The organism is Brachybacterium sp., from assembly GCF_052095815.1.
Taxonomy (GTDB): Bacteria; Actinomycetota; Actinomycetes; order Actinomycetales; family Dermabacteraceae; genus Brachybacterium.
In genome coordinates this window covers 109,980-124,427 of sequence record NZ_JBQDLF010000001.1, presented here as the reverse complement: position 1 = coordinate 124,427, position 14,448 = coordinate 109,980, and the positions used below count along the sequence as shown (strand labels likewise).

Genomic DNA, 14,448 nt, shown 5'->3' with positions numbered 1-14,448 from the left:
GAGATGAGGAGGCATCAGGGTGACATTCGCCCCCGAAGGCCGACGCATGCTGCGCGTCGAGGCTCGCAACGCCGAGGTCCCGATCGAGCGCAAGCCCGAATGGATCAAGACCCGGGCCGTGATGGGCCCGGAGTACACCGCGATGAAGAAGCGCGTGCATGGTCAGGGTCTCCATACGGTCTGCGAGGAAGCCGGCTGTCCGAACATCTTCGAATGCTGGGAGGACCGCGAGGCGACCTTCCTCATCGGCGGTGACACCTGCACGCGGCGCTGCGACTTCTGCAACATCGCCACCGGCAAGCCGATGGCCGTCGATCCGATGGAGCCCTTCAAGGTCGCCCAGTCCGTCAAGGAGATGGGTCTTCGCTACTCGACCATCACGGGTGTGGCCCGCGATGATCTCGAAGATGGGGCGGCCGGTCTGTTCGCCCGCACCTGCGAGCAGATCCATGCGATGAACCCGGGCACCGGTGTCGAGCTGCTGATCGATGACATCAAGGGCAACGGCCAGCACCTGCAGCAGGTCTTCGAGGCCAAGCCCGAGGTGTTCGCGCACAACCTCGAAACCGTCCCGCGCATCTTCAAGCAGATCCGTCCCGCGTTCCGCTACGAGCGCTCCCTCGACGTGATCTCGATGGGGAAGGAGGCCGGGATGATCACCAAGTCCAACCTCATCCTCGGGATGGGTGAGACGGATGAGGAGATCCTCGAGTCGCTGCAGCGTCTTCACGATGCCGGCTGCGACATCATCACCATCACGCAGTACATGCGCCCGTCGAAGCTGCATCACCCGATCGACCGCTGGGTCAAGCCCCAGCAGTTCGTCGAGCTGTCCCAGGCTGCTGAGGAGATGGGCTTCCTCGCGGTGATGGCCGGGCCGATGGTCCGCTCCTCCTACCGCGCCGGCAAGCTCTGGGCGCAGTCGATGCGGAAGCTCGGCCGCGAGATCCCGGAGAACCTCCGCCACCTCGATTCGAACCAGCCCGCCCGTCAGGAAGCTGCGAGCGTCGTCGCCCGCACCCAGCAGGCCGTCGCGAGCTGACGCCCGCCCGGCCCCGAGAGGACCCACCGCACATGGCTCGCAAGTCCGAGACCAAGCCCGAGAAGGGCACGAAGATGAACGCCGACGGCTCCAAGAAGCAGGGTCGGATCAAGCAGATCATCGAGGTGTACAAGTACACCCAGGAGATCGATCGCACCACCTTGCCGTGGATGATCGGTGCGATCCTCGGTGCGATCGCGCTGGGTGTCCTGGTGAGCTGGCTGGTGCTGAACAGCCCCTGGTACGGCATCTTCATGGGCCTGGCCATCGGTGTGCTGGTCGCGATGATGATCCTGGCCCGCAAGGCGGAGCGTGCCGCCTTCGGCCGCATCAAGGGTCAGCCGGGGGCGGCGCTCGCGGCGATGCAGTCGATCCGTCGCGGCTGGAACATCGACGAGGAGCCGGTCCAGATCGACCCCCGCAGCCAGAAGATGCTCTTCCGCGCCTCGGGCCGGGCGGGTATCGCGGTGGTCGCTGAGGACTCCTCTGCGACCTCCATGAAGCTGCTTGAGAAGGAGCGTCGCAGCATCCGTCGCGTGCTCCAGCACGACAACGTCCCGGTCCATCAGATCGTGGTCGGCGACGGCGATGGCGAGGTCCCGCTGCACAAGCTGCCCAGCCACATGCAGCGGATGAAGAAGCAGCTCACCAAGGATGAGGCCGCCCAGGTCACGAAGCGGCTGAACGCTCTGCGCCGCTCGCTGCGGCAGTCAATCCCTAAGGGCGTCGACCCGATGCGCGCCCGCCCCAATCGCAAGGCGATGCGAGGCCGCTGAGCCCCTCTCCCCTGCTGTGAAGCCCCCGCCTGGAGTTCCAGACGGGGGCTTCGTCGTGCCCAGTCGGGCGAGGCCTCCTGCTGGGCCGCTCCACGTGCGGGCGCGGCCCCACCTGCGCGCACTGACCCTCCTGCGGGCTCGGCTCTCCTGTCGGCGCGGGCCTCCCATCGGCACGGGCCTCCCGTCGGCGCTGCCATCAAGCTGACGCGGCTCTCCTGCTGGCGCCGCCCGCCGGCCACCACGCCGTTACCGTCCCGTTACCTCCGTGATCTTTTCGTGACATTGACTATCGTCGCAGGTCAGCGGCTTGAGGAGGGGCGATGTCCATGAAGGGTCGGAGCGCACAGCGGCCGCGGATCGGGCACCTCGGAGGCCAGCTGTCGCGCCTCAGACGGGGATGGACAGCTCAGACGGTGACGACAGCCGTACCCGCGGCCACGTCGTGCAGCGGCTGCGCGTCCTTGTTCCAGACCACCGTCGGGAGCAGCAGCAGGATCATCCCCGTGCGGATCATGGACCTCAGCAGCATCGGGCTGCGCCCGCGGACGGGCCGCACTCGCAGCTTCAGCACGAACTGTCCCACGGTTGCCCCGAAAAGCGTCAGGAACAGCACGTTCATCGCCACGAAGAGCACCAGGTTCGCCAGCGCATCACCGTCGAACACGAGCGCCGAGGCCAGCATGCACAGCCCCCAATCGATCACCACCGACAGCGGCCGGCGCCAGAACGGCGCCACGGAACCGGGCCCTTCCGCGGGCAGCCCGATGGAGGAGCCCTTGACGTAGCCGGTCTCGTGGGGGGCGCCTTCGAGCCAGGCACCGAGGTCCTTGCGTTCGATCACGAGCACGACCATAGTGCGCCGATCTGGGAGCGCCGGTTCCCGGAGTGCTGCGGGACACAGCATTAGGATTGGGCGCACCCGAGCTCAGGTCCCTTGGGGGCCGACGGAGCTCATCAGGTGACGCCCATCGGGGTCAGACAGCACAACACGCGCCACGGGCGCGAATGGAGGGCATGTGTTCAACAATCCCAGCGAGGTCGTGAAGTACGTCGAAGAAGAGGGTGTCGAGTTCATCGACATCCGGTTCTGCGACCTTCCCGGCGTCATGCAGCACTTCAACATCCCCGCGAGCACCTTCGACGCGGAGGCCATCGCGACCGGCCAGCTCTTCGACGGCTCCTCGATCCGCGGATTCCAGGCGATCCACGAGTCCGACATGAAGCTCGTCCCGGATCTGGAGACCGCCTATCTCGATCCCTTCCGCGAGCGCAAGACCCTCATCATCAACTTCTCGATCGTGGACCCGTTCACGGATGAGCCGTACTCCCGCGACCCCCGCACCGTGGCGTCGAAGGCCGAGGAGTACCTGAAGTCGACCGGCATCGCCGACACTGCGCTGTTCGCCGCGGAGGCCGAGTTCTACATCTTCGACGATGTGCGCTTCAAGACGACGGTGAACTCCGGCTTCTACAGCATCGACTCCGACGAGGCGGTCTGGAACACCGACCGCGACGAGTCCGAGTTCGGCGGCAACCAGGGCTACAAGACGCGCCTGAAGGGCGGCTACTTCCCGGTCCCGCCGAACGATCAGATGGCGGATCTGCGCGATGAGATCTGCGCTGTGCTGGAGGAGACCGGCCTGCAGGTCGAGCGGGCCCATCATGAGGTCGGCACCGCAGGCCAGCAGGAGATCAACTACCGCTTCAACACCCTGCTGCAGGCAGCGGATGACGTCATGAAGTTCAAGTACGTCGTCAAGAGCTGCGTGTGGGATGCCGGCAAGACGGCGACCTTCATGCCCAAGCCCCTGTTCGGCGACAACGGTTCGGGGATGCATACCCACCAGTCGCTGTGGAAGGACGGCGAGCCGCTGTTCTACGACGAGCGCGGCTACGGCGGACTCTCCGACATCGCCCGCTGGTACATCGGCGGGATCATCGAGCACTCCCCCTCGCTGACGGCCTTCACCAACCCCACGGTGAACTCCTTCAAGCGCCTGGTGCCCGGCTTCGAGGCGCCGGTGAACATGGTCTACTCGGCTCGCAACCGTTCCGCCGCGATCCGCATCCCGGTCACCGGTTCCTCGCCCAAGGCCAAGCGCGTCGAGTTCCGTGCGCCGGACCCCTCGGCGAACCCGTACCTGGCCTTCGCCGCGCAGCTGATGGCCGGCATCGACGGCATCCGCAACCGCATCGAGCCGCCGGAGCCGATCGACAAGGATCTGTACGAGCTGCCGCCGGAGGAGCACAAGCAGATCAAGCAGCTGCCCGAGTCCCTCGGAGCAGCACTCGATGCCCTCGAGGCCGACAACGACTACCTCACCGAGGGTGACGTCTTCCCGGCCGATCTCATCTCGACCTGGATCGAGCTCAAGCGCACCACAGAGATCGATCCGTTCCGCTACCGCCCGCACCCGCACGAATTCGAGCTCTACTACGACATCTGAGTTCGACTCGTCTGAGGATGGGCCCCTGCTCCGCGTCGCCGCGGGCCGGGGGCCCTTCTCGTTCACCGCACTCGTTCACAGCCCTCGTTCACCGCGTCGTGGGCCAGCCCTCCTGGACCCGACTGGCCCCAGAGCCTCGGAGGGTGTGGAATAGGGGCATGAGCAGTATCGAGATCACCGTCATCGACCGCGAAGGCGTCGAAAACCCCGGCGTCGAATGGGAGGACGACGAGTCCCTCATGGAATGCCTGGTCCGCAACAGCTTCCCGATCCTCGCGATCTGCGGAGGGAACGCCTCCTGTTCCACCTGCCACTCCTTCCTCGACCAGGTCTCCTTCGAGACCGCAGGCGAGATCGATGAGGACGAGGCCGATGTGCTGGACAGCCTGACCGAGGCGGAGCGCGAACCCACCTCCCGGCTGACCTGTCAGATCGCCTGGGACATGGATCTCGCGGGTGCAGTGGTGCGGATCGGCCCGTTCTGATCCTTGGCTCCCGGTGAACCTCAGCTGGCTCTGAGTCACCGTCGGTGCCGGGCCGCGGGTGCTCCCGCCCCGGTCCGCACCCACCACGGCCACTGAGGTTCAGCTCTCCGGATCGTCCCCGAACACCCGCACCTCCTGGGCGCAGCGGCAGGCGACGGCAAGCTTCTGGGCCCAGTCCAGCGCTTCCTCCCGGTTGGCCAGCTCGAGTACGGCATAGCCGCCCTCGATGTGGCGGGTCTCGGCGTAGGTGCTCTCGAGCACCGTGCCGGTGCCGTCGACCATGACGGGCGGCACGCTCTCGTCGATTCCGCCTCCGAACACCCACACGCCAGCCGCCTTCGCCTCGCGCACCACGGCGTGGGAGGCGTCTGCGGCTGCCTGCAGGTCGGGTCCTCGCACGGTCATCGCACTGCTGGGGAAGGAGATCAGGTACTTCGACATCGGGTCCGCCTCTCGTCGGCCGCGGAGTATTCGTCCCGCGGGGTCACGTGCCTGCGTCCGGGCAGTCTCCTCCCCGCGCGCGAGCGCCGCTAGCCCGCTGCGAGATCCCGTCGCCGCAGGAGCAGCAGCCCCGCCACCACGAGCACAGCTGCCAGTCCGCCCATCACCAGCAGCGGCAGGCTCTCGAACTCCGCCGACGGCAGCAGCGGGACGTGGCTCAGCGGGGAGAGGTCCTTCACCCCGTCGGGCAGTCCCAGCATGTCGCCGAGGAAGGTGACCAGCGCGGTGAAGACGACCAGCAGCCAGGCGAGGCCCGTGGCGCGCAGATGCAGTCCGTAAGAGGCGAGGGCGAAGGCACCGTAGAGCGCGATCGCGGGCAGGTACGCGAGAGCGGCGAAGGTCATGTCCCCGATCCAGGAGATGTCATCGGTCGCGGCCCACACGCCGATCCCCACCCCGAAGCCGAGCAGCACCTGCATCAGCGCGACCTCGACCAGCACGACCAGGAACCACATCACGGCCAGGCGCACGCGGGAGGTCCCCGCCACCAGCACCCCGGCCAGACGGCCGGCGACCTCCTCGGTGCGCATCCGCAGCACCCCGGAGACGATGAGGGCGGCGGGCCCGATCGCGAGCATCATCAGCACGAAGGCGGAGAACGAGCCGGTGAGGTCATCCAGCGAGATGGGAGCGAACTCCTGGATCGTCGGCATCTCCTCGACGAGGTCCGTGAGCGAGGAGGCGAGGGAGCCGAAGGCGAGGGAGAACAGGAACAGTCCGATGCCCCAGGCGAGCATCGACCCGCTCACCAGACGCCGGGCGAGACCGCCGGGAGCCAGCAGTGCGGATGACGCGCGGCGCGGCCCGCCCGAGGCAGCTCGCAGCCCGGCGCCCACATCACGGCGGCGGGACAGCGCCCCGGCGAGCACCAGCAGGGCGATCACCGCCGCGAGGGAGACCAGCAGCGGCCACCAGCGCAGATCCACGAAGACGCGGGTCTGCTGAGCCCAGGTCAGCGGCGAGAGCCAGGAGAGCCAGGAGCCCTGCCGGTCGATCACGTCGCCGATGCCGCGCACCATGAACGCGAGGGCCAGCAGCCCGAGCGCCATCCCGGAGGCGGTGCCGGCATGCTCGGTGACCTGCGCGGCGACAGCTGTGATCGCGGCGAAGACCATCCCGGTCAGCGCTGTCGCGAGGCCGAGCGCAACAGACCCCGCGACCTCTCCGCCCATGGCAAGGGTGCCGATAGTGATGGCCGCGCCGAGTGCGAGGTTCGCGGCGGTGACGATGAGGAGCGCGGCCACGGCGGGGGCGAGCCTGCCGGTGGGCAGCGCCCGGATCATCTCCAGGCGCCCGGCCTCCTCCTCTGCGCGGGTGTGGCGCACGGTCAGCAGCACGCTCATGATCGCGGCCGGGATCAGTATGTAGAGGAAGAGCTCATTGGCCACCATGGCCCAGAAGGTGTACTGCTCGGTGGCGAAGAACGGCCCGGTCATCATGACGGCCGACGGGTTGTCCAGCAGCATCGCCCGCGCATCGAGCGCCCCTTGATCGGGGTAGGTTTCCTGCATCGCGTAGATCGAGGCGGGCACGAGGACGAGCAGGGCGAGCGTCCAGACGATGATCGCGCGGCGTGAGATCCGCCCGTAGAGCCGCACCAGGGAGCCCAGACCCGTCAGCGGCGATCCCGCCACCGGTGGGGCCCGATGCGTGTGCAGTGCGGGCGTGCCGGTCACGGCGCTCATGACTCCTCCGTCCCGGTTCCGCGGGGCCCTGCGGTGAGGTCATCTCCGTAGTGGCGCAGGAAGAGGTCCTCGAGCGAGGGCGGGGTGATCGTCAACGCGGTGACGTCCATCCGGGTCAGCGTCGGCAGGACGTCGTGCATAGCGGCGTCGTCGACGTCGAAGCGGAGCCGATCGCCGTCGACCACGAGGTCGTGGACGCCGTCCAGGGCGGCGAGCCGGGCGGGCTCCGCGCTCGAGGTGGCCGCGACGGTCGAGCGGGTCAGGTGCCGCAGCTGGGCGAGGGTCCCGGATTCGACGTCCTTGCCGGCGCGGATGATCGTCACCGTGTCGCAGAGCTTCTCGACCTCGGCGAGGATGTGGCTGGACAGCAGCACGGTGCGGCCATCGGCCCGCAGGCGGGCGACCTCGTCGGTGAAGATCGCCTCCATCAGGGGGTCCAGGCCCGAGGTGGGCTCGTCCATGATGTACAGGTCCACGTCCCGCGACAGCGCTGCGACCAGGGAGACCTTCTGCCGGTTCCCCTTGGAGTAGGTGCGGGAGCGTTTGGTGGGATCGAGCTCGAAGCGCTCGATGAGCTCGCTCCGGCGACGCTGGTGGGCGGCGCCCTTCTCGCCGCGGGTGAGCACGTCGATCGCCTCTCCCCCGGTGAGGTTCGGCCAGAGGTTCGTATCTCCCGGCACGTAGGCGAGTCGGTGATGAATCTGCACGGCATGGGACCACGGATCCATGCCGAGCACCTCGGCGGTGCCCGAGCTGGCCCGCAGCAGTCCCAGCAGGACGCGGATGGCGGTGGACTTCCCGGCGCCGTTGGGTCCGAGGAAGCCGGTGACCTGGCCGCGGGGCACGGTGAGGTCGAAACCGTCCAGGGCTCGGGTGGTGCCGAAGGTCTTGGTGAGACCTCGGACCACGACGGCGGCATCGGTGGTCGGCGGCGCATCGGTGGGGGCCGGAGCATCGGTGGTCGGCGGCGCATCGGTGGTCGCCGGAGCTGACCCGGTGCGGCCGGCGGCGGGGTCGGGGTCGGGGGCATGGGCAGTGTTCATGAGGTGTTCCCTTCGGTGGTTGTCGGGGTGTGGTCGCCGCTCGCTGCGGCAGTGCGATAGGCATCCAGCAGCGAGCTGTCCTGCAGCAGGGGCGTCGTGAAGAGCTCGAGCATCGGGAGCATCAGCGAGTCGGTGTAGCTGCGCAGCCAGGTGGGGAGGTCGGCGAGATCGAGATGGTCCCGCTGGGCGGGCAGCTGGAGCAGCAGCGCGCCGAGTGCCATCTCCGTGAGCACGCGGGCGCGGGCCACAGGATCGCGGCTGGGGCTGATCAGCCCGGCGTGCACGCCCTGCTCGAAGTAGTCGGTGGCGTCGACGACGAAGTCCGCGACCAGCTGCTGTGCCAGGGGTCCGCCGGCCTGGAGCCGGCGCAGCACGTAGCCGACCACCGGGGCGTAGCGTTCGGTCTCGGCGAGCTGGGCGAGCATCACCCCGGAGCCGCCGGTGAAGACGTCGAGCTTGTTCTCGTGGGTCACCTCGAGCGCCCGTCGGTCGCACGCCTCGAGGAGGCGCTCACGAGAGCCGTAGTGGTGGATGATCAGACCCGCGCTGACCCCGGCGTCCTGGGCGACGGCACGCAGTGGCGCGCTGAGCCCGTCGACGGCGAAGCGCTGCAGAGCGGCGCGAAGGATGCGCTCCTCGGCAGGTGGGGTGGGTTCCATGGGCGCTCCCTCGGCTCGCTTCGAGCCTCGAACAGAGGCTCCATTGAACTGTCGTTCAACACCCTATACGCGTGTTCAATGCGGAGCAAGGGGGAATCACAGAACGTGCACAGCGTGCCCGCCGCGGACTGGCGCGGGGAACGGGCAGGGAGGGCCTCCCGCAAGGCGTCAGCCCAGGGTGTCGAGCCCGCCCTTGCTGCGCAGCAGCGAGAGCAGCAGATCCTTGGGCCCGTCGGCCGGCTCGAGCGCACACTCGTCGGGCTCGAAGGACCAGGCCGCGCGCAGGGAGCGGAACACCTCGAACTCGGCGTCCCCGGTGCGCAGCGGCACCGCCTTGTAGCCACCGGCTTCGGGCAGGTGGATGATGAACGCGCCGGTCAGCTCGGGCATCTCGCGCGTGGTGCCGTCGTCGTCCAGCAGCAGCTCGGCGCGGCACACGGCGACCCCCTGCAGGGCGTAGTCTCCGCGCACCTTCTTCGAGGTCTTGATGTCTGCGCTGAGCACGGTGTTGCCGATCTTCACGATCGCATCGGTGGTGCCGGCGTAGCCCACGGTGTGGTTCACGACGGTCTGCTCGATCTCGAGGAACTCGGGCTGATAGTCCTCGAGGAAGCGGCCATAGCCGTCCAGGCGCACCTCGGCGCGGGAGATGAGGGCCTGGGGATCCTTCTCGTCGGCGAAGCTGCCGTGTGCGGTGCGCATCTGGTCGATGAGCGCTCCGAGGTGGGCGGCATCGGGACGGGCGCCGCTGGTGCCCCAGTCCTCGCAGGCGGTGTGCACGAGGGTGCCGAAGTCTGCGGCGGAGCGGGTGTACTCCGGGGCGGCCGCCGCGATGCGCTTCTGCGTTCCCCAGCGGTCACGGGTCACCCGGGAGATCTCTGCGGAGGCACGCTGCGGGTTCCGGTCCAGCCAGGCATACATGTCCAGCGCCCGCTTGGAGGCCATCGTCGCGTACCAGCCCTGCAGGAAGTCCTTCGCACGCGCTCCCGCGACCGTGGTGATCGAGGGGTACATGAGCGGCCCGTCGGGCTCGAGTCGGTACATGCGGCCGCGCGGGGTGTCAGCGCTGAGAGAGGGCGTGGTCATGAGTCCTCAGGAGGGGAACTGGCGTCGCCAGGGCGACGAGGATGATGGACGACGCCCACCGTACGCCGCGGCGCGCACAGGTGAGCCCAGCCGGTGCGCGGACGCGCCGGGCCGCTCCCCGGATCACACGCGAGCCGCTCATTCCTCCTCACCGAAGATGAGCCGCTCGGCGATGATCCTGGCCCGACGGGTCAGGCGGAAGTAGCGCTCTTCGAGCTCGGAGGCGGAACCATCCTCGCCATCGATCAACAGCGCCAGGGCGCGCAGGTCGTGACGGTCAGTGGGCAGCACATCCCCCTCGCGGCCCTTCCACAGGAACAGTCCGCGCCGGATCTGCCAGGCCAGGGTCCAGGCATCGGTGAGCTCCTGGGCCTCGCGGGCGGTGAGCAGGCCCGCTTCCGCGGCGGCCGTGAGCTGGTCGAGGGTGCGGGGCGTGCGCAGCCCCTCGACCTCGTGGCCGTGCTCAAGCGCCAGGATCTGGGCGGACCATTCCACGTCCGTCATCCCGCCCCGGCCGAGCTTCACATGGAGAGAGGGATCCGTGTTGCGGGGCAGCCGCTCGGACTCCACCCGCGCCTTCATCCGGGTGATCTCACGGCGGGCCGACTCCGGCAGCCCGCCCTCGGGATAGCGGTAGCGGTCCATCTCCTCGCGCAGCTGCTCGGCGACCGCTTCGGAGGCGACCACGGGCCGTGCCCGCAGCAGGGCCTGCTTCTCCCAGGTCTCCGCGTCGCGGCGGTAGTAGTCGCTCCAGGAGTCGAGGCTGCGGGCGAGCGGACCCACCTTCCCCTCGGGGCGGAGGTCCGCGCTGACCCGCATGTCTGAGCGTGCGGTCGGGGCGTTGAGGATCTTCTGGATCTGGGCGGCGACCGCACCGGCGATCTCGACCGCAGACTTGCCGGCGCCGCGGTCGATCACGACGAACTGGACATCGGCGTCGGAGGAGTACCCCATCTCGCGGGCTCCGAAGCTGCCCATTGCGATGATCGCCATCTCGATCCCCAGCGCCCGTGCCGGGTCGGAGCGCTTCTCGCGCAGGCGCAGTGCGGTCTCGACATCCACCTCCGGCTCGCTGTCGAGGGTCTCGGCGTCCTCCCCCACCACCTCCCGGTGCCGGGCCACGACGTGCAGGGCGACCAGCATTCCGGCCTCGAGCACCGCCTCGGCGAGGTCGGTCAGGGCCCGAGCGACCACGGCCGGGCTCGCCACGCCGGTGAGGTGGGCGAGGGCGATGCGCAGCAGTTCGCGGTTGCGGGTGCGGCGCAGCACATCACGGGCCACCTCCGCGTCATCGACCCGGGAGATGACGGCGAGGAACTCCCGCCCCAGCACGTCGCGGGCGAGGGGGCGCAGCTGTTCGTCGCGGGCGAGCCAGCGGACCCCTTCGGGGATCCGCTCGAGCTGCTCGCCGACGTAGCGGCCGGAGGCGAGCACCCGGGTGAGTCGTTTGGCGGCGAGGCCGGAGTCGCGCAGCAGGCCCAGGTACCAATGTGCGGAGCCGATCGTGTCCGAGAGCCGGCGGAAGCCCAGCAGGCCGAGGTCCGGGTCGACGCCGTCAGCGAACCATTCGAGCATGGCGGGCAGCAGCTGACGCTGGATCTTCGCGCGGCGGGAGATGCCCTCGGTGAGCGCGGAGATGTGGTCGAGCGCCCGGGAGGGGTCGCGGTAGCCGATCGCCGAGAGGCGGGCGGCGGCGTCCTCCTGGCTCAGTCGGATCTGCCCGTCGCTGAGCTGCGAGGCGGTCAGCAGCAGCGGCCGGTAGAAGATCTCCTCGTGCAGCTGCCGCACCCGGCGCCGTGTGCGCTGGTAGCGCTGATGGAACTCATCGGTGGACAGGCCCAGGCTGCGGGCGAGACGGCGCAGATCGGAGGCTGCGGTGGGTAGCACCTGGGTGCGGCGCAGGCGGTGCAGCTGGAGGCGGTGCTCGACGCAGCGCAGGAAGCGGTAGGCCTCGTCCATCTCCGCGACGTGGTCCCGCGAGATGTAGCCGCCCTCTCCGAGCCGGGCGAGGGCATCGAGGGTGGAGCGGCCCTGGAGCACCTCGTCGGCGCGGCCATGCACCATCTGCAGCAGCTGCACGGTGAACTCCACATCCCGCAATCCGCCCGGTCCGAGCTTGAGATTCCGCTCGACCTCGGCGCGCGGGATGTGGGCCACCACCCGCCGTCGCATCGCGCGGGCATCCTCGACGAAGCCGTCCCGGGTGGAGGCCTGCCACACCCAGGGCTCGACCATCGCCTCGAACTCGAGCCCGAGCGCGTGGTCCCCGGCGGCCGCGCGTGCTTTCAGCAGCGCCTGGAACTCCCAGGACTTCGCCCACTCGGTGTAATAGCGGCGGTAGGAGGGGACGGTGCGCACGAGGGGTCCGTCCTTCCCCTCGGGGCGGAGGTTCGCATCGACCTGCCACAGCGAGCCCTCACCGGTGCGCTCGGAGCAGGCCCGGGCGAGCTCGCGGGCCAGGGCCGCGCCGATCGCGATGACGTCTCCCTCCCCCTCATCACCGTCCTCAGGGCGCTGTGCGGGGGCGACGACATGCATGACGTCGACGTCGGAGATGTAGTTGAGCTCGCGGGCACCGGTCTTGCCGAGCGCGATCACCGCCCAGCGCACCTTCTCGTGGCCTTCGATGGTCGCCCGCGCGATCGCCGCGCCGGCCTCGAGCGCCGCATCGGCAAGGTCGCTGATCGCGGCGGAGACGCGGGGTTGGAGCGCTGTCGGGTCCGTCGCGCCGACGTCCGCGGCAGCGATCTGCGCGAGCCGGCCGTGATAGGCGATGCGCAGGGCATCTCGCATCTCGCGGCCGCCGTCACCGGCGACGGGGACGTCCGCCGCGGGATCTGCCCCGACGGCCTCGAGCAGGGTGCGCCGGATCTCGGTCGCGGTCATCGTGAGCTCGTCGTCGCCCTCGCGCAGCAGGCTCAGATGCTCGGGATGGCGCGCCAGGAAGTCTCCGAGAGCAACAGAGGTGCCCAGCAGGGTGATGAGGCGATGCCCGGGTGTGCCCGCCGTCCCGATGCCGCCGAGGAACCCCTCCATCAGCGGCTGCTGCCCCGCCTCCTGCGCGGCTTCGGCCAGTCGCAGCAGGCCCAGCACCGCGTCGTCGCCGTCGGCGGTGCGGCCCAGGGCCCGGGCGGCGTCGCCGCCGAGTCCGGCCAGGGCCGGTTCGGCGAGGAAGCGGCGCACTCGGTCGGTGCTGCTGAAGCCGAGGCGCGCGAGGGCCCCGGTGGTGGTCGACGGTTCGCTGCTCACGTGCTCTTCTTTCACTGACGCGGCCTACACTCACGCGGCTCTCACTCACGCGACTTCCAATGACGCGGCGTTTTCAGCGCCGGTGTCCTCAGACCCGGCTGAAGGTCGACCGCAGCTCGTAGTCGGTCACCTGCTCGCGGTAGCGCTGCCATTCCTGGCGCTTGTCCCGCAGGAAGAACTCGAAGACCTGCTCGCCGAGCGTGCTGGCCATCAGCTCGGAGCTCTCGAACACCTCCAGGGCACGGAAGAGGTCGGAGGGCAGGGGGTCGATGCCCATGGCCCGCCGTTCCCGCTCGGAGAGATCCCAGACCGCGTCCTCCGCCCCCTCGGGCAGCTCGTACTCCCCCTCGATGCCCGCCATCCCGGCGGCCAGCAGCACCGAGAAGGCGAGATAGGGGTTGGCCGAGGAGTCCAGTCCCCGGAACTCCACGCGGGAGCTGGTGCCCTTGGTGGGCTTGTGGAAGGGCACCCGCACCAGGGCGGAGCGGTTGTTGTGCCCCCAGCACACATAGCTCGGCGCCTCCTGCGCACCCCACAGGCGCTTGTAGGAGTTCACCCATTGATTCGTCACCGCGCTGTACTCCGGTGCGTGGCGAAGCAGCCCGGCGATGAACTGACGACCGGTGCGTGAGAGCCCGTATTCGGCACCCGGCTCGTGGAAGGCGTTCTTGCCGCCCTGGAAGAGCGAGAGGTGGGTGTGCATGCCGGAGCCGGGCTGGTCGATCATCGGCTTGGGCATGAAGGTGGCGACCTGGCCCATCGACAGCGCGACCTCCTTGACCACGGTGCGGAGGGTGACGATGTTGTCCGCCGTGGTGAGCGCGTCGGCGTAGCGCAGATCGATCTCGTTCTGACCGGGTCCGTTCTCGTGGTGGGAGAACTCGACCTGGATGTTCATCGCCTCCAGGTGCTGGATCGCGGTGCGCCGGAAATCCTGGCCCTGCCCTCGATGGACATGGTCGAAATAGCCGGCGTTGTCGATCGGGCGCAGCGCCTCTCCCTGTGCATAGGGCTCCTCGAAGAGGTAGAACTCGATCTCGGGGTGGGTGAAGAACTCCAGCCCCTTCTCCTCCGCACGGCCCAGGGCCTGGCGCAGCACCCGCCGCGGGTCCGAGGCGGCCGGCTCCCCGTCGGGGGTGAGCACGTCGCACATCATGCGACCGGTCGCGTTGGTCTCCCCCCGCCAGGACAGCAGCTCGAAGGTGCCGGGGTCGGGGCGCAGGAGCATGTCGGACTCGAAGCTGCGGGTCAGACCCTCGATGGTGGAGCCGTCGATGCCGATGCCCTCGGTGAAGGCGGTCTCGAGATCCGAGGGGGAGATCGCGATGGACTTCAGCGTCCCCGCGATATCGCAGAACCACAGCCGGATGAAGCGCACGTCCTGATCGGAGACGGTGCGGATGACGTCATCGTGGAGATGTCCCATGCGACCAGTGTGCCTCAGGCCCCCCACCCGGAGATGACAGAGCGCCCCG

12 protein-coding genes are annotated in these 14,448 nt (G+C 69.0%); 4 read left to right on the top strand and 8 right to left on the bottom strand.

Annotated features, from left to right (window positions below; genetic code table 11):
• Nucleotides 1–19: 19 nt before the first annotated feature.
• Nucleotides 20–1,042 (top strand): lipoyl synthase, encoded by a 1,023-nt coding sequence (lipA, locus tag ACTH43_RS00595; RefSeq protein WP_441442986.1) that lies wholly within the window; start codon nucleotides 20–22, stop codon nucleotides 1,040–1,042.
• A 32-nt stretch (nucleotides 1,043–1,074) separates the two neighbouring features.
• Nucleotides 1,075–1,818, top strand: a complete 744-nt coding sequence (locus ACTH43_RS00590) for a DUF4191 domain-containing protein (RefSeq protein ID WP_441442985.1) — start codon at nucleotides 1,075–1,077, stop codon at nucleotides 1,816–1,818.
• 406 nt (nucleotides 1,819–2,224) lie between these two features.
• On the opposite strand, the gene ACTH43_RS00585 is transcribed toward ACTH43_RS00590, so the two are convergent.
• Entirely contained in the window at nucleotides 2,225–2,659 is a 435-nt protein-coding gene (locus tag ACTH43_RS00585) for an RDD family protein (protein ID WP_441442984.1), read from the bottom strand.
• Between the two features lie 175 nt (nucleotides 2,660–2,834).
• Here ACTH43_RS00585 and glnA point away from each other — a divergent pair, with 175 nt between their 5' ends.
• Nucleotides 2,835–4,265, top strand: coding sequence for a type I glutamate--ammonia ligase (gene glnA / locus ACTH43_RS00580; RefSeq protein ID WP_441442983.1), 1,431 nt, complete (start codon nucleotides 2,835–2,837; stop codon nucleotides 4,263–4,265).
• 158 nt (nucleotides 4,266–4,423) lie between these two features.
• Entirely contained in the window at nucleotides 4,424–4,750 is a 327-nt protein-coding gene (locus ACTH43_RS00575; RefSeq protein WP_441442982.1) for a 2Fe-2S iron-sulfur cluster-binding protein, read from the top strand.
• A gap of 99 nt (nucleotides 4,751–4,849) precedes the next feature.
• On the opposite strand, the gene ACTH43_RS00570 is transcribed toward ACTH43_RS00575, so the two are convergent.
• The 7 genes from ACTH43_RS00570 to ACTH43_RS00540 form a co-directional block, all read right to left on the bottom strand.
• A complete protein-coding gene (locus tag ACTH43_RS00570) occupies nucleotides 4,850–5,191 on the bottom strand; it encodes a YciI family protein (protein WP_441442981.1) in 342 nt (113 codons plus the stop codon).
• Between the two features lie 89 nt (nucleotides 5,192–5,280).
• Nucleotides 5,281–6,936, bottom strand: a complete 1,656-nt coding sequence (locus tag ACTH43_RS00565) for an ABC transporter permease (protein ID WP_441442980.1) — start codon at nucleotides 6,934–6,936, stop codon at nucleotides 5,281–5,283.
• Entirely contained in the window at nucleotides 6,933–7,979 is a 1,047-nt protein-coding gene (locus tag ACTH43_RS00560) for an ABC transporter ATP-binding protein (protein WP_441442979.1), read from the bottom strand. Before ACTH43_RS00560 ends, ACTH43_RS00565 begins: the two co-directional genes overlap by 4 nt.
• Nucleotides 7,976–8,638, bottom strand: a complete 663-nt coding sequence (locus ACTH43_RS00555) for a TetR family transcriptional regulator (protein WP_441442978.1) — start codon at nucleotides 8,636–8,638, stop codon at nucleotides 7,976–7,978. The genes ACTH43_RS00560 and ACTH43_RS00555 overlap by 4 nt, the downstream gene beginning before the upstream one ends.
• A gap of 168 nt (nucleotides 8,639–8,806) precedes the next feature.
• Entirely contained in the window at nucleotides 8,807–9,724 is a 918-nt protein-coding gene (locus tag ACTH43_RS00550) for a PD-(D/E)XK nuclease family protein (protein ID WP_441442977.1), read from the bottom strand.
• 138 nt (nucleotides 9,725–9,862) lie between these two features.
• On the bottom strand, nucleotides 9,863–12,973 hold the full coding sequence (locus tag ACTH43_RS00545; RefSeq protein ID WP_441442976.1) for a bifunctional [glutamine synthetase] adenylyltransferase/[glutamine synthetase]-adenylyl-L-tyrosine phosphorylase: 3,111 nt from the start codon (nucleotides 12,971–12,973) through the stop codon (nucleotides 9,863–9,865).
• 88 nt (nucleotides 12,974–13,061) lie between these two features.
• Nucleotides 13,062–14,399: a glutamine synthetase family protein gene (locus ACTH43_RS00540; protein WP_441442975.1), complete on the bottom strand. Its 1,338-nt coding sequence runs from the start codon at nucleotides 14,397–14,399 to the stop codon at nucleotides 13,062–13,064.
• Nucleotides 14,400–14,448 lie beyond the last annotated feature (49 nt).